The following is a 26164-nucleotide window of genomic DNA, read 5'->3' on the forward strand; positions in this document are numbered from 1 at the left end:
CTATTTTTTGATTTGGATATAAATTTCATCATCGCGTTGGCGATTATCTGGACAACTGAGCCTAAATTTAGACCCAGAGATGGGGGTACGGGAGGCAATTTCCCGGCCGTTATAATGAATCGGTGGTAAGTCTGAACTTAAGGGGACTAAGTAGAGTCTCTCACCCTGTCTTTCTAAGTAGGCTCTGACTTTTCCACCCGGACAGGGGATACAGTCTGCATAAGTTCCGTCGTCTTCACCAATGGCGATTTTTTGCTTATTCTTTAACCGACATATTTGTTCTTCTTGTTCTGGAAGTTCTATAGATAATTGCCAATTTTTCTGTGAGCGGTGTAGTTTATATCCCAAAGCGCATAAACTAGCGATGATTACAAGTAAAATTAAACCTGGGAGCCATAACTGCTGCCTTAAATAGGGATTAACTAAACAAGTTTCTCGATTACCTGGTGCTGGTGTGCAAAATTCTTGAACCGTCGGATCAATATCAACAACAGTTAATGTATATGGTTGATTTTCCCCTGTGGTAATGGAGAGCGATCGCCTGTTCATGGGTAATATTTCCATCCAAGCTTGTCGCTCTTGACTTTCTGGAGAATTAGCAATTCTTAATGGACTATCAGCAGGGGTTTCTATCCACACATCTGAGGTAATTCCCGGTTGTGTAAATAAGGGTGCATCAGTTAACCAAATAACAGATTGTGGCTTAATTGCTTGTCCTGTTTGCAAGCGATTATAATTAATTTGAGCAATACCTTGATAAACCCTTAACTCAGCCCGCTGAATATCTGTACCGTAATACTTGCTATCGGAGGTTAGGGGAATTTTTTCTAATAGTTGTGCCAGGTTTTCTTCACTTCTATGAATATACTTAATGGGTTTTCCCAAAGGATGAAGACTAGGTGTCCATTCTTCTAACACCAAATCCCCAGCAAAGGGAACAATGTAGATAGAGTCACCGGGTTGAATGCTGTCTTGAACGATTTGACGCAACCGAATCCGAGCTTGATCATTTAAGCCAACGCTTTCTGTCAAATCAATAGCCAAGATTACATCTCGTCCACTACTGAGCCGAGAGACTAAATTTAATCCGAGTTGTTGTGTAGGAGTGAGTTTTTCTCCGGGGGAAATTCTTGTTAAAGTCACTGAGACAGCCACACCAATATAATGTAAAAATTATCGCACATCATGCGGGAAATCACGTCATCTTGAGACTGCCAGTAATTCTGCGTCTGTATTATAGTATATGCGTATATTTAATTGTAATCAGGAGTAATCTTAAATTAATACTTTACCAGCCCTAAATAATTTATGAAATCTCACTTATGGAGTATTGACTTTTGTGGTATAACAGTGGTAATAGGGTTAGATGTATTATTTCCAGAATTAAAACTACAAAAAAGACCCTAATTAGGGTCACTTCAAATCAGAGAAAATGGGGAATGTAAATTTTAACTATCGCATATCTTGACTTCTCCCCTGGATAGAATCACAGGGGATTCTAAACTGATGTTGCTACGCGGTCTGAAGACACGCTACGCAAAGTTTACGATTTTATTTATTTAAAAATTTGAATAAATAATATCGTTGTGGCACAGTCAAAATGCCCTACCCACCTCGGCTAAAAATAAATCTAGCTGTGTGGCTACTTAAGGAAAACATCTTTTGGGTTTTTCACCATATTTGTGGATGCTTTTTTAGCCTAACTAATCAGAAATGCCTTGTCAATAAGTTTTTTGTAGTCAGGATACGACAGGGTAAATCCTGTTGAGTCGCTTTTCATCCCCTCGCTAAAGTGCAGGGGTTCTCACGCTCCCACTATATTTTGATAGCGCTGGCGATAGTAAGCCAAGATTTCCTCTAGGCGTTGCTGACTTGCAGCACTTAAATGGGATGTGATAGAAATCTCTAAGCCCGCAATTTGACTTTGCTGGTAATCGAATTCGGAAGATGATTGGGGAATTAAACCCACTTGTACGCCTTCGATTTGACGCAAATGAGCAGCTATTTCTCGGTAAACCGCTAGAGGTAAACCAGCAAATTCAATTTTTCCTTGAGTTTCCATCTTGAACAGGTTTGAATATTGACTATTTAATTTCAATACTATGTTCTCATTGAGGGGGGATGGGAACTTTTATAGATGTAAACAAGCCGATAAAAAACCCATTTACCTCCATATTAAAGGAAGCAAATGGATAAGTTTTTGTTATCTAATCAATAACTAGGAATCCGACTAAGGAATTTAGGCGCGATTTGGTTGAACCCGTGCGTAAAATAGACCGCGAATCTTGACTTCTTTAGGTTCACCAGCACCTAAATCAGTATCAGATGGCTGTTCGCTCTCGAAAGTACCAGCAATTTCACCAGTAATGTTATCTACTTTAGCTACCTGTAGGGAAATTGTGCCATCAAGAGTTTCGATCCGCTTGACATTAGCGCGGGTCAGTTCTTCATCATCAGCTTGAGCAGGAAGAGCCACGGCATTATCATAGCCAGTAACGATACCACGACCTTTAGGATCTAGGAAAGAAGAACCACGGTAGGAAGGAACCTTGAAAGTACCTTCAAAGTCAGTGGAGGTATTGATACTGGTCAAACCAGCTTGTGTTTGAGCAACTAAATTTTTGATGGTAAAGAGGAAAGGTACTGATTCACCGCCGGGGAGTTTGACAGTGATGGCTTGAAAGTCTAAACCATCAGCTTCTACAAAGGTGAGACTATTATCTGGGTTGACTTTTAGGTCACCTTGTACCTGGTCAATGGTGGAGGTGTATCTGGTCAACAATTTACCGGGTACATACTCTGCTACTTGCCGTTTATTAGTAGGTTCTTCTTTGACAAAGAAGCTCGTTGGTTCCAAACACAGTTCTTTGATCAGATAAGACTGGCTGGAATCAATGGGAATGGAACCACGGCTAGTTTCTGCCAGCTGAGGGCATTTATTAGCTAGGCCAGTACCACGAATTTGTTCGTAAGTTAGTAAGTCTCTACTAGAAGCAGTGGGAGCATCACTGCAAGCGGTTAATAGCCCCAGGCATACAGCCAAGAATGCAACAATTAAAGCGCGATACCTCATGGTCAACCTCAATTTCAAAAATTAATATCTAAGTTGTAAAACTAATGCCTATGGCATTTTCGGTGTTGCCCAAATGGTTGCGTATTATGAAGTAATATAATACTACATAATATACAGTCCATTGATTTATAGGGAAATTAGCCAGATCATACGATTTTTTTTAACTCAAGATCAAAAATACGTGATTGTATCTAGCTGACTGGGAGGCAGAGCCAGAGTCGATGACCGTCTTTTATAATAAACTATCGTGACCTGTGATTTGGAAAACTGGAAACTCGATAAATTCGCCTGCGCCTTACCACTATTTTTCAACCCAGACGGCCATCTTCATCGCCGATTATCCTGTGGTCAAGAATGAAAGCTAAAAATCTTCGGTAAATTTGAGTAGGCCTGATTTAGACGGAGATAGTTCCATGAGTAACCCCGAAGGTTTTGAATCCCCAAATTTGTCTGAAAAATTGCAAGCAATCACCACCGCAGTCCTTGATATAGCCAGTCTTGCTCAGGGAGATGCGATCGCTCTTTTGGGCTTGTTGCGCCATTTAGAACAGTTACATCGAGATATCCGGGACAGTGCTTTTCAACAGAGTTTGCCTGATAATCGCCAGAAGCTCTACTCTTTACTCAAAGACATTGAATCTGAAGGAGGCTGGCCTTACATTGAGCGCATGAGGCTAAAAACCTTTTTAGCCACTTTGCCCCAGTCTGCCATGGAAAATCAGCCGGAATTGTCAAATCAGGATGATTTGTTAGAGGGCGATCGCTCCTTGAGTCTGTGATCTGGACAAGAGTAATGAATTTTAAAAAAAATTCATTACTATTCATAATTCTTAACTTATACATTTAGGAATACGATCAGAATCAGGCAGGTGGTCAAAATGCCAAGCTCCTTTGGTCATCACTAGTGGATGTTAGTGTTTGACCCCAGGAAGAATCCAGAGAGTTAAAACTACGCAGGATAACTGCTAAAGGCATCATCTTGATGGGGATTGGCTTGGGGATTCCCACCTTATAACTGTCCTGTCCTACAATCATTCCCCATGGAAGTCGCAAGTAACAGTATTGACGCTATGGCTGTATCCCTTTATAAGTGTTATTAACAATCTCAAGATAATAACTGGTAATCGAAAATTGGAAGCTCTGCGCCCCCCTAGGAACATCTGTTCATATACATGAATATCTAGCTAGTAATGCACCAGGCATAATTGATTGAGAATTTACGGCTCCTAGATTTCAGCCCTGGCACAAGAGTAGACAGTATTACATATTGTGCATTGGTTTTACCTATGGTGTTTGTACTCAATAATCATAGCTATGACCAGCCCCAGAGGTTGAAGGTCAACATTGGACTGATGAATATCGCTTTAGCCGATGTAAACGCAAAAATGGAGGAAAAAGATTCATAGATACTCACAGCTTAATTAAGCAAAAGAAATGATCGGGTCGTAAGCACGAATTTTGACCGCAAATATCAAGAGGAAGGAATGCCAGGTACAGCATCAGGTTACCGAAATCATTTAGCCCGGCGCCGTCACCAAATACGTCGGCAGCATCGGGTAAAAATAATTCAGGCTATTTGGCGCACTGTAGCCATTAGTGGTTTAGCGGGAGGTTTGTTGTGGGTAGCACTCCAACCCGTATGGGTAGTCAAAGCTCCAGAGCAAATTATCATCAAATCAGGTGAGCAATTACTCTCCCCAGAGGTAATTGAGTCATTACTGGAGATGTCCTATCCTCAGTCTTTATGGCAAATTCAACCCCAGGCGATCGCCAACTCTTTGCGGGAAAAACCGACTATTGCACAAGCAATTGTGCGCCGCCGTCTTTTTCCACCGGGATTAAACATCGAAATACAGCCCAGAGTACCCGTAGCCATTGCCATTCACCCAGTGCCGCCGGGCACATCTGAAACCCCCAGCCAAGAAACACCCGCGGGGTTATTAGATGCTGATGGGGTTTTAATCCCTTTAGAAGCATACAAATTATTCCATACCCATACCAAACTGCCGACTCTCAAAGTTATTGCTTCCCCAGAACAGTATCGTTCCCATTGGAGTCAAGTTTATCCACTATTAAGTCAAAGTACCGTGAAAATAACGCAGGTTGATTGGCAAGATCCCAACAATCTTATTTTAAAAACCGAACTAGGAGATGTACATATTGGTGCTTCCAATGCTGAGTTAACCGGAAAAATCAAAATACTCGCTCAAATGCGATATTTATCTGCAAAAATGGATTTGAGTCAAATCAAGTACATTGATTTGAGAAATCCTGCATCTCCATTAGTACGCATGAACCAAACTAATCCTCAAGATAACCCCCAAAATCCCTAGCAACAAATCTTACTCTCAAGGGTGAACCGGAAAAATGTAAATATTAACTAGAAGTCATACAGAGAAATTTTCAGGAAATTTGGGTATAGTTCTGTAGAATTAGCTCTCCTATAGCCAGCAGGTGGGTCATTGGCCTCTTTCCAGAGCCAAACAAGACACTTACAATCTTGTTAAGGTTGAAAGTTGCCATCACAATCGAGAACAGCGCCATATATTAGGGCTGTGTTAAATGATAGGCGACTCTTAGGTGAGAAATAATATGATTTTTCTGGCCAAGGGCTTCCTAGATACGGAGGTTTTGACAAAAAAATACCTGAAAAAGTTGTTTATCTACTAGTCTGAATCCGATGAAAATTGATAATAACCAAGAGCTGATATATAAAAAAGCCCAATCTCTGGGACAGCCAGGATTTCCCCTAGCAGTCAATTCCAACAAACCTTTGAATAACTCTGGGTTAAACTTTGGGCAAAACTATGATAGTAAAAAGATAACTATGGAAGAAAACCGGATTGGTGATATTGTTCCGGGTCGGGTGGCCAATATCAAAGTGATTGGTGTTGGTGGTGGTGGTGGAAATGCGGTTAACCGCATGATTGAATCTGATGTTGCAGGAGTAGAGTTTTGGTCAATCAATACTGACGCCCAAGCTTTGACTTTGGCGGGTGCGCCCAGTCGATTGCAAATTGGCCAAAAGCTCACACGAGGTTTAGGAGCTGGTGGTAATCCTGCTATTGGTCAAAAAGCAGCTGAAGAATCAAGAGACGAAATTGCTACAGCCTTAGAAGGTGCTGACCTAGTGTTTATCACTGCTGGTATGGGAGGGGGTACAGGTACAGGTGCAGCCCCGATTGTAGCCGAGGTAGCCAAAGAAATGGGGGCTTTAACCGTGGGGGTGGTCACACGTCCATTTGTTTTTGAAGGTCGTCGCCGCACCAGCCAAGCTGAACAAGGCATTGAAGGGCTAAAAAGTAGAGTAGATACTTTAATTATTATCCCCAATAATAAGTTGCTCGAAGTCATACCAGAACAAACGCCGGTACAAGAAGCATTTCGCTATGCGGATGATGTTCTGCGTCAAGGGGTACAGGGGATTTCCGATATTATTACCATCCCCGGCTTAGTCAACGTTGACTTTGCCGATGTCAGAGCCGTGATGGCAGATGCGGGATCAGCATTGATGGGGATAGGTGTGAGTTCTGGTAAATCAAGAGCCAGAGAAGCCGCAGTCGCGGCTATTTCTTCGCCTTTATTAGAATGTTCTATTGAAGGAGCTAGAGGGGTTGTATTTAATATTACTGGTGGCAGTGATCTCACCTTACATGAGGTGAATGCGGCTGCAGAAGCAATATATGAAGTAGTTGATCCCAATGCCAATATTATTTTTGGCGCGGTGATTGATGACAGGCTCCAAGGGGAGGTGAGAATTACCGTAATTGCCACTGGGTTTACTGGTGAAATACAAGCAGCACCAAGCCAAACCGTGGTTAATGTTAGAGGAGTCACACCTACTGTAAAACGTGCTACACCACAACAACCAGCGGTGAATCCTGTCACACCGGAACCCAAAGAGAAACCGACGACGGAATTAAATATTCCTGACTTTCTGCGCAATCGGCGTAAACCAGGAAGTTAGGCAAGGGGCGAGAAAGATCAGGAACAAAGTCAAAGTATTGTTGGCTCAAGCAATCGCTTGTGTCTAAACAATATTCTTACTCAGTAGTAGTGTTACCCAGAGAACCAATCAGTGAAGCACTACTTAAAAGTAATATTTATTTTATAGCAGGAGTTAATAGATCGGCTTTCAAAAACTTATGCAGTTCTGGCGAGGTCTTGGGGGATGGTGTTAGTAGCTAGTTACTGTTTTCCTGACAACGGCTAAACTCCCACTTACAAGGTAGGACTACCTTGTAAGTGGGTTTTAAATTTTGGCTAGAATCTAGAAGATAGGCATTACTAACTAATGTGGTTTTTGTGGTTTTTGAGTCTTGAGCGCTTCCTCCACCCATGAAATCACCTGCTGACCCAAGCAAGTACCATCTAGGCGGTCAATTTCACGAATTCCGGTGGGACTGGTGACATTAACTTCAGTTAAATAACCACCGATGACATCAATACCCACAAAAATTAAGCCATCTTGACGTAATGCGGGGGCTATTTCCCTACAGATTTCATGCTCTCTGGGGGTGATTGTAGTTTGAGCAACAGTACCACCAGCTGCCATATTATTACGAAAATCACTACCGCTCGAAAGGCGATTGAGGGCAGCAATTGGTTCTCCATTCAGCAGGATAATTCGCTTATCTCCTTCTTTAGCTTTTGGTAAATAAGTTTGTACCATTACTGGTAATCGACCACGCAGTGTACTAAGTTCAACAATGGAATTGAAATTGCGATCGCCTGATTGTAAGAATAAAATTCCTTCCCCAGCCTTATTACCCAGTGGTTTAATAATTGCTGCGCCCTTAGCCTCAACAAATTTCCAGATCAAGTCCTTGTCAGCACTGACAATAGTTTCTGGAATAGCATTAGTAAATTGGAGAGCATACATTTTTTCATTCGCCCCGCGGATACCACTAGGACGATTAATCACTAAAGTTTTCTGTGGGTCGATATAGTCCAGAACATAAGTAGCGTAGAGGTAGGAATCATTCACAGGTGGATCTGTGCGCATGAACACAGCATCCATTGTGTCTAGGGGTGTAAAACAGCCAGCACTCAACTTGTACCAAGGATTTACCGCCTTCCAGCTTCCCTCTACTAACTGGATTGGAACCAGTTCCACCTGCTGTAACATCGCCCAAGCTTTGCTATCCACCACACTCAATAGATTCGCCTGAGTTACCCAAACTTCATGTCCTAAGATTTGTGCAGCTTCCATCAGAGCAATGCTGGTGTCATGACAGGGGTCAAGCTGATGGATGGGGTCAATAATAAAAGCCAGTTTCAATTGTTTGCCTCAATCACCGGGACTTATTTTAAATTATTGAGCAAACCAAGCCGGTGAATATACTTTTTTATGCCACACCTTTAGAGACGTGAGACCTCACGCCTCTAGGTTATTTGTTAGATATGTCCAATCTTAAATGTTAAGATAGTGTCAATTTATACACCAGAAGATAATAATTCATCCAGCTTACCTTGACGTTCTAAAGCGTGAATATCATCACAACCACCAACGTGGGAATCATTAATAAAAATTTGTGGTACTGAGCGTCTCCCCTGCGCTCTTACAGACATTTGAGACCGTGCAGCTTCATCTCCATCAATGCAATATTCAGTAAAATCAACACCTTTCTTAGTTAATAAACTTTTAGCACGGATGCAAAATGGGCAGGTGCTCCAAGTGTAAATTTCAACTTTGGCAGCCATAAAGTCCTCAATTAAATTTAATACTTCTTAATTTTAATGCCTTTTTAACGCCTTTCATCCCCCGGCTTCTATCCGGGGGTTTTGCAGCCATCACCCTGATCAAGTTACCGGGTGTCAACAACATATTTAACCAGCTGGGTCAGACGTTGACGCAGGGTTTCTAACCCTAATCGCTGACTGGCGGAAATAAACACAGCCAGGGGAAACTCCTCTCGAGCTAAAGCTAATGTGGCGCTATCTGCTTGGTCAATTTTGTTAAAAACCACCAGTGCTGGCCCCGGAGTAACTGGCATTTGTGCCAAAATTTCCCTAACTGAGCGAATATGGCTGAACCAAGCAGGATGAGATAAATCCACCAAATGTAGTAGAGCATCGGCTTCTGTGACTTCCTCTAAGGTGGCACGAAAGGCATCCATTAAAGAAGCGGGTAGCTCATGTATAAAACCTACTGTATCTGTAAGTAAAATTTCTTGAGTTCCACCACTGTCACCATCGGAAATTACTAGGCGGCGGGTAGTGGGGTCAAGAGTAGCAAACAGCTGGTCTGCAGTGTAAACTTCTGCGTTGGTAAGAGCATTCAGCAAAGTGGATTTACCGGCGTTGGTATAGCCCACTAAAGCCACAGAGGGAACTTCCTGATTTTGCCGTCTCAGGCGTAAGCGGGAACGATGGGCTTGTAACTGGTTGACTTCTTGTTGCAGTCGAGAAATACGTTTTTGAATAGCCCGGCGTTCTGTTTCCAGTTTAGTTTCACCGGGTCCGCGGGTGCCAATCCCCCCACCTAACCGGGACATAGCTAGACCTCTACCACTGAGTCTAGGCATCATATACCCTAACTGTGCCAGTTCGACTTGTAGTTTACCAGCACGGGACTGGGCCCGTTGGGCAAAGATATCTAAAATTACCTCGGTGCGATCAATCACCCGGACACCAATTTTCCTTTCCAAGTTACGCACTTGGGCGGGTGAGAGATCCCGATCAAAAACAATCAGATTAGCTCCCAGGGTTTGGGCGGTCAGGGCGATTTCTTCTACTTTACCCTCTCCCACTACTGTTTGTGGATGAATCCGCGATCGCTTTTGTTGTAAGGTCTGTAATACTTCACCCCCCGCTGTATCTACTAACCTGGCTAATTCCATTATGGTATCGTGGAATCTTTGATTACTGTAATCATCAGTGATAATACCAACAATAACTACCCGGTCGTGGTCAGCAGCTACTTTCGTGGAGACAAATTCCCTTTGGAAATCCGCTTCCACACTGTCCACTAACTCGATAAAATCCTGCTCCGACAGGACATCTAAACTCATAGGTGGGGATACACTAGAGTAAAGTCCTGAGTCTGGAGCCACTAGATTTACCTTAGCCCCCGGCTGAGTTGCCACTAGCTGCTGAGTATTTGATACTAAGTGAGCTAAATAGCTTTCCTTGACATACCCAGTGGAACCGCCGCCGCGCTTGGTAAAGCCAGTGCCAGTAATATTTAGCACTACAAGAGCATCTAAGCGTTGCAGTGCCATAGCCGTTAAAGCCGACTCATTCGGCGGTTCTGCCTTGAGATGGGTAGCGATACAACGAATACCGCTCAGACGCTCCGCACCGTAACGGGGTAATTCTAAGGGTGGGATTTGCGTTTGACGGGGTGTACCTACCCCTACACGCATCACCTGTCCCCGACGGTTAAGATAAGCACATATAGGCTGGTTGATTTCCGTGCTGATTGCAGCCAGACGCTGGGAAAATTCAGCCGTAGTAATGCGATCGCCTGGTATGCGCTGGTGGTACAGTCGCTGTAGTTGCTTCAGCTGACTGGATTTAAGACCTTGAAGATTTCCAAAAATAGTTTCTATAGGCGTTTCTGACCAGTAAATGGCCCCCCAAATCATTATCTATGTCTATTTTACAACGGGCTTCTGTCTGTTAACACCTGCTGCTCAAGGTAACAAACAGTAAATATTCTCATCTACTACATCAGCTATTGTGATATTATTATCATAAACTTTAAAAACACTTACGCAGTTAGCAGATCATTACCCTGGCTGAAACTAGGTAAATACAGACAATCAACAGATTTTGGCAATTTAACCAGCCGTCAACGGTGTATTTGGCGGAAAATTCCCCATTAACCATCCAATATCCTGATTTATCAAATTATTCCACAATCATGGATTCTGAGCATTACTGATCTATTTCTCCTCTATCTTGTTTATCTAAAAATTTGTTTAATTTACCTAATTACCATTTTTGTCAATTTTCAGATTGTGAACCACAAATGACTAAAATTCTCCCCAGACAAGCATTGAATAAAGCCTTCCTCAAAGTTAAACCCTACAGAAACCAAATTGAACTATTTAAAACACATCTAACTACCCTCATCCAACAAATTAACGAAGGGGAAAGCGAAGAATTTCATAAAAATCTCATCGCTGATTTCTTGAAAAATACCTATTATGGTTCCCATCACTTTATTAATACCAAAGGACGCAATGACCTAGTTATTCATAATGGTAAAGATGCTCACAGCACTGTGGGAGTAATTTTAGAAACCAAAAAGCCCACCAATAAAGCGGAAATGCTGACAGTGGAAAATTTAAACACTAAAGCATTACAAGAACTAGTTTTATATTTCCTGCGGGAAAGGTTAAGCAATAAAAACCTGGAAATTAAATATTTAATTGCTACCAATATCTATGAATGGTTTATTTTTGATGCTACTGTCTTTGAAAAGAGTTTTGTAGAAAATCCCCAATTTATCCAGCAATATCATGATTTTGAGGACGGAAGATTAACCAGTAAAAAAACAGAATTCTTCTATAAAGAAATTGCTCAACCAGCTATTGCTAATCTTCAAACTTCCCTAGTCTTTACCCACTTTGACCTGCGCGAATATGCAGAAATAGTTAAAAACCCTCAACCAACAGACGACCATCGACTAATTGCACTCTTTAAATTACTTTCCCCAGAACATTTATTAAAACTTCCCTTCGCTAACGATAGCAACACCCTTGATCAAGGTTTTTATAGTGAATTATTACATATCATCGGGTTAACCGAAACTAAGGAAGGTGGTAAAAAACTCATCCAGCGTCAAAAACCAGGTAGCAGAAATCCCGGTTCATTGATTGAAAATGCAATTTCCCAACTTGACAGTTTAGATAAAATCTCCCGCATAGAAAAGCCAGAGCAATTTGGACTAACTGAGCAAGATAGACTATTTAATGTTGCTTTAGAACTAGCAATTACTTGGATTAATCGCATTCTGTTTCTCAAACTGTTAGAAGCACAATTAATTCGCTACCATAAACATGATACATCCTTTGGCTTCCTGAATTTAGATAAAGTTAAGAATTATGACGATTTAAATAGTCTGTTCTTTAGTGTACTAGCGCGTCAACCAGGGGAAAGAATCCCAAGTTTACAAAAGATATTTACCCATGTTCCCTATTTAAATAGTTCCCTGTTTGAACCTACAGATATTGAACAGATAACTATTTTTATTAGCAACCTCACAGATGAGCATTTGACTATTTTTGATGCTACGGTCTTAAAGGACAGCAACGGGAAGAAACGCACAGGGTCACTCAGGACTTTAGAGTATTTGCTAGAATTTCTCAATGCGTATGACTTTAGTAGTGAAGGTTCCGAAGATATCCAGGAAGAGAATAAAAGATTAATTAATGCTTCTGTACTGGGTTTGATTTTTGAGAAGATTAACGGATATCAAGATGGTTCCTTCTTTACTCCCGGTTTCATTACCATGTATATGTGTCGGGAAACAATTCGCCGCGCTGTGGTACAGAAGTTTAATCAGGTTAAGGGGTGGAATTGTCAAGATATTGACCAATTATATGAGGAAATTAGGGATAAGCAGGAAGCTAATCAAATTATTAATAGTTTAAAGATTTGTGACCCTGCGGTGGGTTCAGGACATTTTTTAGTTTCGGCTCTGAATGAAGTAATTGCGGTGAAGAGTGAGTTAAAAATCCTGTTGGATAGACAGGGTAAAACTTTAAGAGATTATCAAGTTGAGGTGGTGAATGATGAGTTAGTTGTGACTGATGATGATGGTTTGTTGTTTGAGTATAATCCCCAAAGTAAGGAAAGTCAACGGGTACAGGAGGCGCTGTTTCATGAAAAACAGAGGATTATTGAGGGGTGTTTGTTTGGTGTAGATGTTAATCCTAACTCGGTGAAAATCTGTCGCTTGCGGTTGTGGATTGAGTTGTTAAAAAATGCTTATTATCTAGCTGATGGTAATTACAGTCAGTTGGAAACTTTGCCTAATATTGATATTAATATTAAGTGTGGTAATTCTTTGATTAGTCGTTTTGCGTTGGATGGTGATTTACGACCAGCTTTGAAGAAGAAATACACTATAGATGGTTATCGTCATGCTGTCCAAACTTATCGCCATGCGGAAAATAAGCAGCAGAAGCGGGAGATGGAAAGGTTGGTTGATGATATTAAGGGGAATTTAAAGAATACACTACAAGGAATAGACCCGAGAAAACAGAAGTTAAGAGGGTTGGAGGGTGAGCTTTATAATTTAGAAAATCAGGTTTTGTTGTTTGAGGAGACGAAGGGGGTGAAGAAGATGCGGGAGAAAAAGATTGTCAAGTTAAATCATCATATTTCCCAGTTAAGGGCGGAAATTGAGGAGATAGAAAGCGGTAGGATTTATGAAAATTCTTTAGAGTGGCGCTTTGAGTTTCCAGAGGTGTTGGATGACCAGGGTGTGTTTCTGGGGTTTGATGTGGTGATTGGTAATCCTCCTTATATTAGACAGGAGGAAATTAAGGAGCTAAAGCGGACTTTACGACAAAATTATGAGTGTTATGTGGGTACTGCTGATTTATTTGTCTATTTTTATGAACTGGGTTTAAGGTTGTTAAAACCACTGGGTCATTTAAGTTATATTTCTTCTAATAAGTATTTTCGTGCTGGTTATGGGGAAAGGTTGCGGGGACTGTTAACACAGAAAACTACAATTTATAATTTAATTGATTTTGGTGATTTTCCGGTATTTGAAGAGGCGATCGCCTATCCGAGTATTATTGCTTTAGGTAAGTTACAATCTCAGGGTAATCAGGTACGGGCGTTATATTGGGATAGAGCTATAGAAGAAAATATAGTCCAGTTTCCCCGGGTGTTGGATGAGGAGGGTTTGATAATTCCCCAGGAGAATTTAAAACCTGATGGGTGGAGGGTAGAATCTTCTCAGGTGTTGGAATTACTGGGGAAGCTACGCAATATTGGTCAGCCTTTAGGGGAATATGTCAAGGGTAGGTTTTACCGTGGGATTGTTACAGGATTTAATCAGGCTTTTGTGGTGGATCGCGTTACCCGTGATAGATTGATTGATGAGCATCCTTCTTCTGCTGAGGTGTTGAAGCCTTTTTTACGCGGTCGAGATGTTAAGCGTTGGTGTGTTAATTCTGCTGATTTTTATTTGTTGTTTATTCCTTGGCACTTTCCACTACATCACGACTTATCTATTACAGGTGCATCTCAAACAGCAGAAAGAGAATTTAAAAAACAGTATCCTGCTATTTACAAGCACTTACTTCAATTTAAAACTCAGCTATCTGGAAGAAACAAAGCTGAGACTGGTATTAGATATGAGTGGTACGCCTTACAAAGATGCGCAGCCAGCTACTGGAAAGAATTTGAGCAACCTAAGATTATATGGGGAAATTTGGCGACAAAACCACAATTTGCTATTGCTAAACAAGGCTTTTATCTTTCTGCACCTGCCAATTTAGTAATTTCACCCGAAAATGAATACATATTGGCGATTTTAAATTCCAAAATCACAGAATTTTACATTAAACAAATTGCAGCAACAAGGCAAGGAGGATTTATAGAATTTAAGCCGATGTACGTTTCTCAAATACCCATCCCCACAGCTACAAAAACACAGCAGAAATTATTAGAACAAATAGTTGAGCAAATTCTCACCGTCAAACAAGCAGACCCCCAAGCAGACACAACCCCATTAGAAGCAAAAATAAACCAAGTGGTTTATCAGCTTTACAACTTAACAGCAGAAGAGATTCAAATCATCAAATCTCAAATAGGTTAACCGCGCCATTGTTCCACAGCTACTTGTAAATCACCAGTCAACCAATGATCAAACTGGGGATATATAGGTAAACGTGGTACTAACTCCCACCCCGCAGATTGTAAAATGGTTTTTAAAGCCTGTTCCTGCACATGGGGATAATCAGGGTTTACTTCATCCTTGGGACCAATCCCCCCTAAATCTCTCGCACCAGCTGCTATACAAGCTAGTAACCATTGGGGATCTGTAACTAAATTTGGGGGAATTTGAATAGTGACATCTGGCGGTAAAATTTCACGTGCTTTAGTAATCACCCCCGGTAGTTGGTGGGGGTCAAAAGCTCCCCAGTCAAAGCTTTGCTGATTTCCTGGGCTGTGGGGTTGTAAGATTACCTCTTGAATGTGATCATAACGTTGATGTAACTCAGATATAGCGTTTAAAGTTTCCCACCAATCATCTTGAGTTTCCCCAATCCCTAAAAGTAACCCCGTAGTAAAAGGAATCTGCAACTCTCCGGCCCAGATTAACTGTTGTAATCTAGTTTCTGGTAACTTACTGGGTGCGTGGCGATGAACTGTATGTAACAGTGCTGGGGTTAACTGTTCCAGCATCAAACCCAGGGAAACATTAACATTTTTTAGCCGTTCCATCTCGGTAAAACTGAGGATTCCCACATTAGTATGGGGTAAAAATCCCAGAGACAAGGCTAACTCACATAAATCATAAATCCTCTCAAACCATTGCTGACGCAGGGGTGAACGGGGATGGACTTCACCACTGAGGATGAGGATTTCACATACCTTCTGACTTTGAAGTGGGAGTAAAATCTTTTCCGCTTCCCATAAGGTCATCCAGGGACTTTGACCCGGTTCCCTGCGAAAGTTGCAGTATGTACAGCGGTTGAAACACTCGTAAGTCGGAACAATAGTATAAGCGGGACTGTAGGTAACAGTGGCAGAATGAGAAACTGGCATAAAACGTTATCTACTATATATACAGCAGTTTCTACCTAGATAAAATACAGAGATAAAATACAGATATTAATTGTAAAAGCATTGTGGGGTGGGTATCCTACCCGCCCTAGTTTACCTCACTTACATGAAATCTGCTGTATATCCCAAAGTTTTTACCCCACCCTAAGAGGATGTTTGATAAGTCATGATTAGTGTATCAACTATTGTTTCACCCCACCCTAACCCTCCCCTTGTAAGGGGAGGGGACTGGATTTTATTGTTTCGGAGTGTCCCCCATTCCCTGCTTCGGTGCTCCCTGCTCCCTGCTCCCTAATATAAAAATTACCTGTTTAATACTTTCCAAACATCCTCTAACCCTCCCCTGATGAAGGGGAGGGGACTAGATTTATGTTTACACTCTAGTGTTACACCGCAAAAGGTTTAACTCCTTACAGGGTAAGGTTTTCAGCATTATGTTAAGTTTTTTGTAAAAATATTTGTCAAAATACTTTACAAATCTAAATAATTGATTTAGTATGTAAACAACAGGTACAAACACCTACCTGATTCATACATACATAACCGCAATCATAAACAAATGACCACCACCTTACAACAGCGCCAAAGCGCCAACGTATGGGATCGCTTCTGCGAATGGATCACCAGCACCGATAACCGGATTTACATCGGTTGGTTCGGCGTCCTCATGATCCCCACCCTCCTAGCTGCTACCACCTGCTTCATCATCGCCTTCATCGCTGCTCCCCCTGTAGACATCGATGGTATCCGCGAACCAGTAGCTGGCTCCTTAATCTACGGAAACAACATCATCTCTGGTGCAGTTGTTCCTTCCTCCAACGCCATCGGCTTACACTTCTACCCCATTTGGGAAGCAGCTTCCTTAGATGAGTGGTTGTACAACGGTGGTCCTTACCAGTTGGTAATTTTCCACTTCCTGATTGGTTGCGCTTGCTACCTAGGTCGTCAGTGGGAACTATCTTACCGCTTGGGAATGCGTCCTTGGATCTGTGTAGCTTACTCTGCACCTTTGGCATCTGCTACCGCAGTATTCCTAATCTACCCCATCGGTCAAGGTTCATTCTCTGATGGTATGCCTTTAGGTATCTCTGGAACCTTCAACTTCATGATCGTGTTCCAAGCAGAACACAACATCTTGATGCACCCCTTCCATATGTTAGGTGTAGCTGGTGTATTCGGTGGTTCTCTGTTCTCTGCAATGCACGGTTCCTTGGTAACATCCTCCTTGGTACGTGAAACAACCGAAACCGAATCTCAAAACTACGGTTACAAGTTCGGACAAGAAGAAGAAACCTACAACATTGTAGCTGCTCACGGTTACTTCGGTCGCTTAATCTTCCAATACGCTTCCTTCAACAACAGCCGTTCACTACACTTCTTCCTAGCTGCTTGGCCTGTAATTGGTATCTGGTTTACCGCACTGGGTGTAAGCACCATGGCGTTCAACTTGAACGGTTTCAACTTCAACCAATCAGTAATTGACTCTCAAGGTCGCGTCATCGCTACCTGGGCTGATGTGATCAACCGCGCTAACCTGGGTATGGAAGTAATGCACGAGCGTAACGCTCACAACTTCCCCTTAGACTTGGCTGCTGGTGAAGTTGCTCCTGTTGCTTTGACTGCTCCTGCAATCAACGGTTAAGAGATTAAGGTTAAGGAACTTAAATAATACTTTCTCTGCTTGATCAAAGCGCCCTTCCTACGGGATGGGCGCTTTTGGTTTTGGTAGAGTAGTATTGACCCCTCACCTTACAAAAGGTTGGGGTATATGGCTTACAGCAGCGCTTCGCCTAAATGCTGTTGTAATGCACTAGTTAACTATTACGGAAGTTCAATCAAAATAGCTGAAATAGTGATTCTAATGTATTGAACCTCGGTCGCTTGCTGGGTAAGGGTTTCAGGAGTTTTGTTAGTATGCTAAAGTCCATTTCAGCCGTTAAGTTTATTGAACCTCGGAAAGTGCCTCTAGACTTCTTACTGGGACTGTGTTTAAAATGGAGGGGACCGCTTCCCTCTGGGAAGTGGAATTAATGGAAACTTAACACGGGCTTGCCCTGTTCTAAATAGTCCTTTGCGACCGCTTCCCTCTGGGAAGTGGAATTAATGGAAACATAAGCCTTTAATAAGTGTTGTTAAAGGTTAAAGCGACCGCTTCCCTCTGGGAAGTGGAATTAATGGAAACCAGTGTTTTCTATATTGTTCTTGCTTCTTATTATGTGTGACCGCTTCCCTCTGGGAAGTGGAATTAATGGAAACCTTGTATGCATTGCGCTGCATCAGTTCAAACTCTTTGTAGACCGCTTCCCTCTGGGAAGTGGAATTAATGGAAACTTGTCTGATTGGTCTGTAGAATCCCAAAATCCTTCAAGACCGCTTCCCTCTGGGAAGTGGAATTAATGGAAACGCTACACCACCCTTACTGTTTGAAACTGCTATTACTTTGACCGCTTCCCTCTGGGAAGTGGAATTAATGGAAACAATCAATAAGGTTTAGAAACATGGCTGAAGAAAACGACCGCTTCCCTCTGGGAAGTGGAATTAATGGAAACTAATATACAGAAGTCACAAAATAATGCTGCTAGAGAGACCGCTTCCCTCTGGGAAGTGGAATTAATGGAAACTAGAAGCTGAACAAGCTTTTTCTCTTCAGCCTTGCAGACCGCTTCCCTCTGGGAAGTGGAATTAATGGAAACTCTACCGCGATAAATAACAAGAGCTGGTAGCATATGAAGACCGCTTCCCTCTGGGAAGTGGAATTAATGGAAACTGACAATTTGTAGAAGGAGAGACCCCGCTATAAGTTGACCGCTTCCCTCTGGGAAGTGGAATTAATGGAAACTTGGTGCGCTCATTCTCCCCTATCCAGCCAATGACACCAGGACCGCTTCCCTCTGGGAAGTGGAATTAATGGAAACGCGAAATCGCACAAACTCAGCTTTAAATGCCTTCTTAGGACCGCTTCCCTCTGGGAAGTGGAATTAATGGAAACCTCAACCCCTCTTTCCACGGAGGTGAATTCGGAAATGACCGCTTCCCTCTGGGAAGTGGAATTAATGGAAACGTGATGTGCAGGCAGCTACCCTTAAAAGGATGTTAGAGACCGCTTCCCTCTGGGAAGTGGAATTAATGGAAACTTAGATTTAAGGTCTTCAAAAATTAGTCTTAACGTTGACCGCTTCCCTCTGGGAAGTGGAATTAATGGAAACTCATTCCGTAGCTGGTTGTTAACAACTAAGGAGTTGTTAAACCGGACCGCTTCCCTCTGGGAAGTGGAATTAATGGAAACTCAGAGACAAACCTAAGTCCTCAAGCCGATCCCTTAGCGACCGCTTCCCTCTGGGAAGTGGAATTAATGGAAACAATGTGAGACAAAAGAGCCGAGAATTGACCATAGGGGCGACCGCTTCCCTCTGGGAAGTGGAATTAATGGAAACGCACACACGCATATCCCTTGGGATTTCTTCAAGCAGACCGCTTCCCTCTGGGAAGTGGAATTAATGGAAACCTGGAAAGGCTGAACTCTTTTTTTCCTGATGGAGAAAAGACCGCTTCCCTCTGGGAAGTGGAATTAATGGAAACTTTCAGCGGCAGGGGTCTTTCCACTAAATGGGATTGATGACCGCTTCCCTCTGGGAAGTGGAATTAATGGAAACTAAGCGCAGGGTTGTTAACAACCTGCTGCTATGGGACTAGACCGCTTCCCTCTGGGAAGTGGAATTAATGGAAACGACATCGTAGGCTTCGTAGCCTAGATATACACACAATGCAGACCGCTTCCCTCTGGGAAGTGGAATTAATGGAAACACACTAATCGAATGGAAACTTCAGGAGTTGCAGGAGTTGCAGGAGTTTCAGCGGCAGGTCCCCACTCGCTGGGGACACTAATCGAATGGAAACGCTAAGTAAACGTTGTTAAGGGAGTCTTGTTAACAAGACTCCCTTAAGTCCCCACTCGCTGGGGACACTAATCGAATGGAAACCGCTGTCTTTTCAACCACCGGTGCTTCAACAGCCTGAGTCCCCACTCGCTGGGGACACTAATCGAATGGAAACTCAACCAGCGGGAAAAATTGAACAAAAAGCATATCTACGTCCCCACTCGCTGGGGACACTAATCGAATGGAAACGGGCAGCCCCTGAAGACCAACCCTTTGTGGGCAGGTTGTCCCCACTCGCTGGGGACACTAATCGAATGGAAACAAGCAAGAGCTTATTTGACTTTTAACGTACGGGGTTTTTCGGCGTCCCCACTCGCTGGGGACACTAATCGAATGGAAACAATGCAGGGAACTCCCTCCTGTAGTCTTCTGTGGTGTGTCCCCACTCGCTGGGGACACTAATTGAATGGAAACTCGCATCTGACCCCGTCTCCGCAGGCAAGCATAAGCTGATGTCATCAACCGCGCTAACCTGGGTATGGAAGTAATGCACGAGCGTAACGCTCACAACTTCCCCTTAGACTTGGCTGCTGGTGATGTTGCTCCTGTTGCTTTGACTGCTCCTGCAATCAACGGCTAATTAATGGCTAATTAATCAAGTTTAGCTGAATCAAAATCGCCTCTCAGAAATGAGGGGCGTTTTTTGGTTTGGGTTTTTTGGTTTGGGTGATGTTACTGTATTCCTACTTCTCGACCTCCAGAACCGAAAATAATTTCACAAGTCTATAGGCAAAACATAGTAAGATTAGGGGTAATAAAAAATTAACCTTGCCCCTAAAAAAAATTAGTGTAAAGTGGTAAGATTTAATTATTCGCTGTTTAAACGCCGAAAATCCCAAGGCATCTGAGGACGGCGTTGATTCCAAAAACCTAATTTCTGACTCTTGGCAGATTTCTCTGCCTGCAATAAACTATTTCTAGACTCTGGACAATTGCGCAGGAAATAGTGATAAACTACAGCTTTCCCTTCTTCGACCATACTTAGGCTAATATTGCGATCGCCTACAAACACCTCAGATACTAAGCGATCATATTCATCAGTATACAGGGGTTTTAATCTTACCTCCTGTCCAGGAGAGAGCAACTGTTTTAATCTGGCGGTTGATCTACTCCCCCAGGGTTTCTGTTTTCTTTCCGGTGCGTCAATACAAGCTAAACGTACGGTAACTGTTTGTTCATGGTGTTTCACATCAATAGTATCGCCGTCTATAACTCTCAAGACCGTGGTGGGAGTATGATCATTGGTAGTTTTATCAATATTTCCAGGTAATAGTTGACATCCTACTACAGGAATATAAAGTATCATAAATACCAGGATGGGAATTTTTTTCAACATTGTTTTTAACTCCCCTCGGGTAGATGACCTTGTTGCTGTCTGAGATAAAATCGGGCGTAGCGTTGGTTAAGTGCTAATAATTCTGTGTGGGTTCCTGATTCAACAATTTTCCCTTTTTCCATCACTAAAATGCGATCGCATCGGCGCACAGTGCTTAAGCGGTGAGCTATAATAAACACCGTGCGATGCTGCATCAGTCTTTCTAAAGCTTCTTGTACTAATGCTTCCGACTCAGAATCTAAGGCAGATGTAGCCTCATCTAAAATCAAAACTTGCGGGTTGAGAAATACCGCCCGGGCGATCGCGATTCTTTGGCGTTGTCCACCGGATAAATTTACCCCCCGCTCACCCACCCAAGTATAGTAACCCTCTGGTAACTGAGTAATAAACTGGTGGGCATTGGCAATTTTAGCAGCTTCCGCCACTGCTTCCATATCAAAATCATCTTGACCGAAAGCAATATTTTGGGCAATAGTTCCCGAAAACATCACGGTTTCTTGGGGGACAATACCAATTTGTCGGCGTAGACTATGAAGCTGAACATCGCGAATATCTACACCATCAATCAAAATTTTACCTGCTTGGGGGTCATAAAACCGAGGCAGCAGATTGACAAAGGTAGTTTTACCAGCACCGGAAGCACCCACCAAGGCGATCGCTTCTCCCGGTAAGGCCAATAAACTGATATCTTGTAATACCGGTTCCCCTGGTTTATAGGCAAAACACACATGACAATATTCTACTTGCCCTTTCACCGGGGGTAAAGCGATCGCGGGAGACTTTTCTAATATCGTTGGTTGCATAGCCATCAACTCAAAAACCCGGTCTACAGATGCTTCACCTTGTTTAAATTCGTTGTAGTTATGAGTAGTATGACCAATGGGGTCAATTAACAACGCCGCCGCCGTTAAGTAACTAAAAAACTCTCCCACTGTCAAATTATTTTGGGCAATTTGCCATGCTCCCACTATTAATAAAAATATCGCACTGACAGCCTCTAAAAAGCCCACTATAGGTATTTGAACTGCTTTGAGGCGCTCGGCGGAGTATTTAGCTTGAAAACTGCGTTCTGCTTCATTTCCAAAGCGAGCAATTTCATAATTTTCCGCTGCAAAAGCTTGGACTAAACGGATACCGCTAAATACCTCCGTGAGAATTGCGGATAACCCAGATACACGATTTTGACTTTTCAGGGAGTAGTGACGTAAACGTTCACCAAACCAGCCAATTAAAACTCCCATCAATGGCGCTACAATCACTGTAGCTAAAGTCAGTTGCCAATTCAGGTAAATCATGTAGATGGGTATAGCCAGCAACTGCAAAATACAGGGTATAAAGTCGTGAAATACTCTATTTACCACTTCCCCCACCCGGTCAACATCTTCCGTGAGGCGGTAAGATAAATCACCGGCTTTTGCCGTTTCAAAATAGCTCAAATCCAGTTTTTGCAGATGGGAGTAAACCCGCTTGCGGAGGTCAAAAGCTACCCTTAAAGCCACCTTCGCCATGTACATATCCTGCACAGACTGAAAAAAGCCCCGCACCAAAAACACTAAAAGCAGCATTCCGGCTAATTGAGCGATCGCCACTATATCACCTTTACCAAAGGGTTCAGCCAATCTACCCGCGAGATTAATTAAAGTTAAAGTCGCCAGCACATAACCGATAATCCCCACAAATCCCTTAGTAATATTTTGCCAATGGGGACCCAAATAAGGTAATAATTGCCAGTAATGAGAATGAGTTTTCAAGCTGTAAATTCCACAAAAATATTTTTTCTTGTTGAGACCAATAATACAACGGCGAGCTAGCCCCTAGATTCTATTTATGGGGGCTAGCCGTTGGCGATTTTAATCGCTGTGAAGTTTCTTTGGTTCTTCGGTACTTTTTATGGAGAACCCAGTTCAAAATCATTGAAAGCCTTATTGTGTCGGCATTTCATTGAAAATATTGGGCATAATTGTTTATAACCCTTACGGGGTAAGGGTTTTGTTGTTATCAATCCTCGATTACCATAAAATCTACGCAAGAACCGTTTCTTTTTGATTTTGAATGTACATTTTAATTGTCTCTAGTGGCGCACCCCCGACAGTGGAAACAAAATAAGAATTAGTCCATAAAGTAGGTAATCTACGTTTCAATTGGTGGAAATTCTAATCGTAAATACCTAGAAGTTGCACCCTTAAATCTTTTTACAAATCGATGTATTCCAAACTGAGGGTCAACTTCTACCAATAAATGCACATGGTCTGGCATGATTTCCATCTCTATAATTTCAATGTTAATTTCAATCGCTATTTGAGCAAGTAACTCTTTTAAGCGAGAAGCGATCGCGTTCACGAGAACTGGTATTCTATATTTAGGACAAAAAATAACATGATATTTACACAAATAAACAACATTCTTGTTTGATTTGAATTTTTGCATGGAACCCTGTTGACTTATGCAGCTACAGGCTATAATTATTTTAAGCAAAGAGAAATATCAAGGAGGTGATTCAAGAGTGTTGGTAATGGAGTACAAAGCAGTTGTCAAAAAAGCGCAGTCAAAAGCCATAGATGAAGCTATTCGCACCAGTCAGTTTGTTAGGAACAAGGTGCTTAGATACTGGATAGATAATCGCGGTATTGGCAAAAAAGAATTGTACAAATACAACACTCAATTACGAGCAGAATATGAATTTGTGAGAGATTTGAGCAGTCACGCTTGTCAAGCGTCTGTTGAGAATGTAGAACGTGCTATCAGTAGATTTTTCGCTAACTGCAAGGCTAGAAAACCCAGAAACAAAGGGTATCCAAGATTTAAAAAGCATAGTCGCTCTGTTGAATATAAACAACAATCTTGGAAGCTTCACCCCACAAAACGTCGTATTACCTTTACTGATAAAAAAGGCATTGGTGAACTCAAATTGTTGGGTAAGTGGGATATCCACACTTATCCTGTAGAGCTAATTAAGAGAGTTAGGATTGTTCGCCGTGCAGATGGATATTATGTTCAGTTCTGTGTGAAAGCAGATAATAAACAGGAAGCTCCATTAACTACATCTGAAATTGGTATCGATGTAGGGTTAGAGTATTTCTACTCTGATAGCAATGGCAATCATCAAGAAAACCCTAGATATTTACGTAAAGCTGAAAAAGATATCAAGCGAGTTCAGCGCAGTATTTACAAGAAAAAGAAAGGGTCATCTGGTAGAAAGAAAGCCAGTGGTGTTTATGCTCGCAAACATTTAAAAGTAACTCGACAAAGGAATGAACACGCCAAACGATTGGCGCGTAACTTATGCCTAGCTAACGCTAAGGTGGTCTTGGAAGATTTAAATGTTAGTGGGTTGGTGAGAAACCACAAGCTTGCTAAGAGTATTTCTGATGCGTCTTGGTACAACTTTCGCCAGTGGCTCGAATACTTTGGAGAGAAATTTGGACGGGAAATAATCGCTGTTCCGCCTCATTTTACTAGCCAAGAATGCAGTAATTGTGGTGCAATAGTTTACAAATCACTTAGCACTAGAACTCATTCTTGCTTGCATTGTGGTCACATAGAACAACGTGATGTGAATGCAGCCAAAGTAATTTTAAGTCGTGCAAACGCTAGGGGTGGGCAACCCCAAAGTAACGCCAGTCGAGATGTTCCCTCTACTTCTGTTGGTCGTAAGACCTCCAAAGGCAAGGAACGTCAGTGACGCTGGAATCCCCTGCTTTCAGGCATGGGGAGTGTCAAATTATCACATTAATCTCAACCATATATTTGATCGACACTCATGGGGCAATCATTGGTATAATGTAGTGGGCAGAATCCCCCGCTGTACCAAAAAAGTAATTCCTAATTATGGGCGAAATTATGGGCGAAAAAACTCACAGTTCCTATTCTCGCCCACAGTAATTGTACAGAAACACCTACTATCTTAACTACAGTCTTAACTACACTTGCTCCCCAAGTTACTGATGCATTTGGGTAGCTTTGAGCATATGGTAGGTAATAATCAACTGCGTCAGCGCTAGAGGATAACTTTGCAAAGTTTCCCCAGTAGTTCCCGCAACTTTCCCGAGTTCGGGATTAACTTCGCGATCGCATACATTTAGTAAGTAAGGCATATCCGAACATAAAATATGCTCTAACTTACTCACCTGTTCTAAAGTGGCGTGACCATCAACCTCCAGCACATCCACAGGTTTACCCATATCCCGGTCTAATCCTAACCGGATTGCCGAATCAGAATTAGCATCAGTTAAGTTGAGCAGTGAGGTAAAATTAGGATGGGGGATTGTTGGCCGCAATACCAACCGCACATTTAAATGTCCATTGTTGCGATCGGAATCATCACCAGCAGGATAAAAACTTACCACTATATCAGACCATTGTCGCTGGGGACGAATAAAACTTTCTGAATCTGGTTCCCGCTTTTCCAGCTCTGCTAAAACTTGCTCTGGTGTGTACCCCCGCTTTTGGGTGTCACGTTTAACCTTCCATTCGGCCCGTAGTCCTTCCGGGGGGGCTAAATAAACTTTCACATCGTAAGCTTCACGAGCTACCCGAGTAGAATAACCAAGTAACCCTTCAATAATTACAAATTTTGTGGGCTGAATGTACTGTGGACGCTCGAATGTACCTGTTTTATGGCTGTATACGGGTTTAAGAATGGGTTGTCCAGTCCGCAGCAAAGATAAGTGCTGCTGCATAATATCCAGGTGATTACAGTCAGGGTGTAGGGCGGTAATACCAATTTCTCCCCGTTCTTGACGATCATAACGGTGATAATCATCGGTGCAGATGACAGTGACATTTTCAAGTCCGAGGACTTGAGCAATTCCCCTAGTCAGTGTTGTTTTACCTGCGGCGCTGTCACCGACAATTCCCAAAATTATTGGACGTCCCATGATTCCCCTCCGGATATGAACAACCAGTATAGTAATAAACGTTTTTAGTTAATTTTTATATTTTAGAAGGTAATTGACCCATTAACTCAAGTCAAACATCCTGCGTAACATCTCTATACATTCAATTTATTTGTGTTTACTTATAATTAAGTAGGTCAACACAGTTAAACATCAACACATCCAA

Annotated in this window: 16 protein-coding genes, 2 pseudogenes and 1 CRISPR repeat array; of the genes and pseudogenes, 7 read left to right on the forward strand and 11 right to left on the reverse strand. The window is 42.2% G+C overall.

Annotation, left to right across the window (positions count from 1 at the left end):
• The 3 genes from IM676_RS09240 to psbO form a co-directional block, all read right to left on the reverse strand.
• Positions 1–1143 (reverse strand): VWA domain-containing protein, encoded by a 1143-nt coding sequence (locus IM676_RS09240; RefSeq protein WP_200989907.1) that lies wholly within the window; start codon positions 1141–1143, stop codon positions 1–3.
• A gap of 661 nt (positions 1144–1804) precedes the next feature.
• Positions 1805–2062: a hypothetical protein gene (locus IM676_RS09245; RefSeq protein ID WP_200989908.1), complete on the reverse strand. Its 258-nt coding sequence runs from the start codon at positions 2060–2062 to the stop codon at positions 1805–1807.
• Between the two features lie 177 nt (positions 2063–2239).
• On the reverse strand, positions 2240–3073 hold the full coding sequence (gene psbO / locus IM676_RS09250) for a photosystem II manganese-stabilizing polypeptide (protein WP_200989909.1): 834 nt from the start codon (positions 3071–3073) through the stop codon (positions 2240–2242).
• A 413-nt stretch (positions 3074–3486) separates the two neighbouring features.
• Between psbO and IM676_RS09255 the strand changes: the two genes are divergently transcribed.
• From IM676_RS09255 to ftsZ, 3 genes are all read left to right on the forward strand, one after another.
• On the forward strand, positions 3487–3852 hold the full coding sequence (locus IM676_RS09255) for a hypothetical protein (protein ID WP_200990142.1): 366 nt from the start codon (positions 3487–3489) through the stop codon (positions 3850–3852).
• A gap of 705 nt (positions 3853–4557) precedes the next feature.
• Positions 4558–5406 carry a cell division protein FtsQ/DivIB gene (locus IM676_RS09260; protein ID WP_200989910.1) on the forward strand — a complete coding sequence of 283 codons (849 nt, stop codon included), beginning with the start codon at positions 4558–4560 and terminating at the stop codon, positions 5404–5406.
• A 347-nt stretch (positions 5407–5753) separates the two neighbouring features.
• Positions 5754–7040: a cell division protein FtsZ gene (gene ftsZ / locus IM676_RS09265; RefSeq protein WP_200989911.1), complete on the forward strand. Its 1287-nt coding sequence runs from the start codon at positions 5754–5756 to the stop codon at positions 7038–7040.
• A 324-nt stretch (positions 7041–7364) separates the two neighbouring features.
• Here ftsZ and gshB read toward each other — a convergent pair whose 3' ends face one another.
• The 3 genes from gshB to hflX all read right to left on the reverse strand — a co-directional run bounded on the left by gshB (position 7365) and on the right by hflX (position 10626).
• Complete coding sequence (gshB, locus tag IM676_RS09270; RefSeq protein WP_200989912.1) at positions 7365–8354, reverse strand: glutathione synthase; 990 nt, start codon at positions 8352–8354, stop codon at positions 7365–7367.
• Between the two features lie 155 nt (positions 8355–8509).
• Positions 8510–8776: a glutaredoxin 3 gene (gene grxC, locus IM676_RS09275; RefSeq protein WP_200989913.1), complete on the reverse strand. Its 267-nt coding sequence runs from the start codon at positions 8774–8776 to the stop codon at positions 8510–8512.
• Between the two features lie 104 nt (positions 8777–8880).
• Entirely contained in the window at positions 8881–10626 is a 1746-nt protein-coding gene (gene hflX / locus IM676_RS09280; protein ID WP_449658006.1) for a GTPase HflX, read from the reverse strand.
• 422 nt (positions 10627–11048) lie between these two features.
• Here hflX and IM676_RS09285 point away from each other — a divergent pair, with 422 nt between their 5' ends.
• On the forward strand, positions 11049–14858 hold the full coding sequence (locus tag IM676_RS09285) for a class I SAM-dependent DNA methyltransferase (protein ID WP_200989915.1): 3810 nt from the start codon (positions 11049–11051) through the stop codon (positions 14856–14858).
• On the opposite strand, the gene cofG is transcribed toward IM676_RS09285, so the two are convergent.
• Positions 14855–15811, reverse strand: coding sequence for a 7,8-didemethyl-8-hydroxy-5-deazariboflavin synthase subunit CofG (gene cofG, locus IM676_RS09290; protein ID WP_200989916.1), 957 nt, complete (start codon positions 15809–15811; stop codon positions 14855–14857). The two genes, IM676_RS09285 and cofG, sit on opposite strands and share 4 nt — an antisense overlap.
• Positions 15812–16388: 577 nt before the next feature.
• Here cofG and psbA point away from each other — a divergent pair.
• Together psbA and IM676_RS09300 are read left to right on the forward strand one after the other, a co-directional pair.
• Entirely contained in the window at positions 16389–17471 is a 1083-nt protein-coding gene (gene psbA / locus IM676_RS09295) for a photosystem II q(b) protein (RefSeq protein ID WP_200987021.1), read from the forward strand.
• Positions 17472–17831: 360 nt separating this feature from the next.
• A CRISPR array of direct repeats spans positions 17832–19633; the repeat unit is 36 nt; unit sequence GACCGCTTCCCTCTGGGAAGTGGAATTAATGGAAAC.
• 582 nt (positions 19634–20215) lie between these two features.
• Positions 20216–20347: pseudogene (locus IM676_RS09300) on the forward strand (photosystem II q(b) protein); the annotation flags it as partial.
• A 228-nt stretch (positions 20348–20575) separates the two neighbouring features.
• Here IM676_RS09300 and IM676_RS09305 read toward each other — a convergent pair.
• From IM676_RS09305 to tnpA, 3 genes and pseudogenes are all read right to left on the reverse strand, one after another.
• Complete coding sequence (locus tag IM676_RS09305; protein ID WP_225880483.1) at positions 20576–21103, reverse strand: thermonuclease family protein; 528 nt, start codon at positions 21101–21103, stop codon at positions 20576–20578.
• Positions 21104–21108: 5 nt separating this feature from the next.
• Positions 21109–22854, reverse strand: a complete 1746-nt coding sequence (locus IM676_RS09310; RefSeq protein ID WP_200989917.1) for an ABC transporter ATP-binding protein — start codon at positions 22852–22854, stop codon at positions 21109–21111.
• 270 nt (positions 22855–23124) lie between these two features.
• Positions 23125–23530, reverse strand: a pseudogene (tnpA, locus tag IM676_RS09315) (IS200/IS605 family transposase).
• 76 nt (positions 23531–23606) lie between these two features.
• Between tnpA and IM676_RS09320 the strand changes: the two are divergent.
• On the forward strand, positions 23607–24785 hold the full coding sequence (locus IM676_RS09320) for an RNA-guided endonuclease InsQ/TnpB family protein (RefSeq protein WP_200990145.1): 1179 nt from the start codon (positions 23607–23609) through the stop codon (positions 24783–24785).
• A gap of 256 nt (positions 24786–25041) precedes the next feature.
• Here IM676_RS09320 and IM676_RS09325 read toward each other — a convergent pair whose 3' ends face one another.
• Complete coding sequence (locus tag IM676_RS09325) at positions 25042–25980, reverse strand: phosphoribulokinase (protein ID WP_200989918.1); 939 nt, start codon at positions 25978–25980, stop codon at positions 25042–25044.
• Between the last annotated feature and the right edge of the window lie 184 nt (positions 25981–26164).

Source organism: Anabaenopsis elenkinii CCIBt3563, from assembly GCF_015245355.1.
GTDB lineage: Bacteria > Cyanobacteriota > Cyanobacteriia > Cyanobacteriales > Nostocaceae > Anabaenopsis > Anabaenopsis elenkinii.

Bases quoted from the DNA above. Each gene is read 5' to 3' on its own strand.
- IM676_RS09285 (WP_200989915.1), top strand. From the start codon at position 11,049: ATGACTAAAATTCTCCCCAGACAAGCATTGAATAAAGCCTTCCTCAAA.
- psbA (WP_200987021.1), top strand. From the start codon at position 16,389: ATGACCACCACCTTACAACAGCGCCAAAGCGCCAACGTATGGGATCGC.
- cofG (WP_200989916.1), bottom strand. From the start codon at position 15,811: ATGCCAGTTTCTCATTCTGCCACTGTTACCTACAGTCCCGCTTATACT.
- IM676_RS09260 (WP_200989910.1), top strand. From the start codon at position 4,558: ATGCCAGGTACAGCATCAGGTTACCGAAATCATTTAGCCCGGCGCCGT.
- psbO (WP_200989909.1), bottom strand. From the start codon at position 3,073: ATGAGGTATCGCGCTTTAATTGTTGCATTCTTGGCTGTATGCCTGGGG.
- IM676_RS09305 (WP_225880483.1), bottom strand. From the start codon at position 21,103: ATGTTGAAAAAAATTCCCATCCTGGTATTTATGATACTTTATATTCCT.
- ftsZ (WP_200989911.1), top strand. From the start codon at position 5,754: ATGAAAATTGATAATAACCAAGAGCTGATATATAAAAAAGCCCAATCT.
- IM676_RS09325 (WP_200989918.1), bottom strand. From the start codon at position 25,980: ATGGGACGTCCAATAATTTTGGGAATTGTCGGTGACAGCGCCGCAGGT.
- IM676_RS09245 (WP_200989908.1), bottom strand. From the start codon at position 2,062: ATGGAAACTCAAGGAAAAATTGAATTTGCTGGTTTACCTCTAGCGGTT.
- IM676_RS09255 (WP_200990142.1), top strand. From the start codon at position 3,487: ATGAGTAACCCCGAAGGTTTTGAATCCCCAAATTTGTCTGAAAAATTG.
- grxC (WP_200989913.1), bottom strand. From the start codon at position 8,776: ATGGCTGCCAAAGTTGAAATTTACACTTGGAGCACCTGCCCATTTTGC.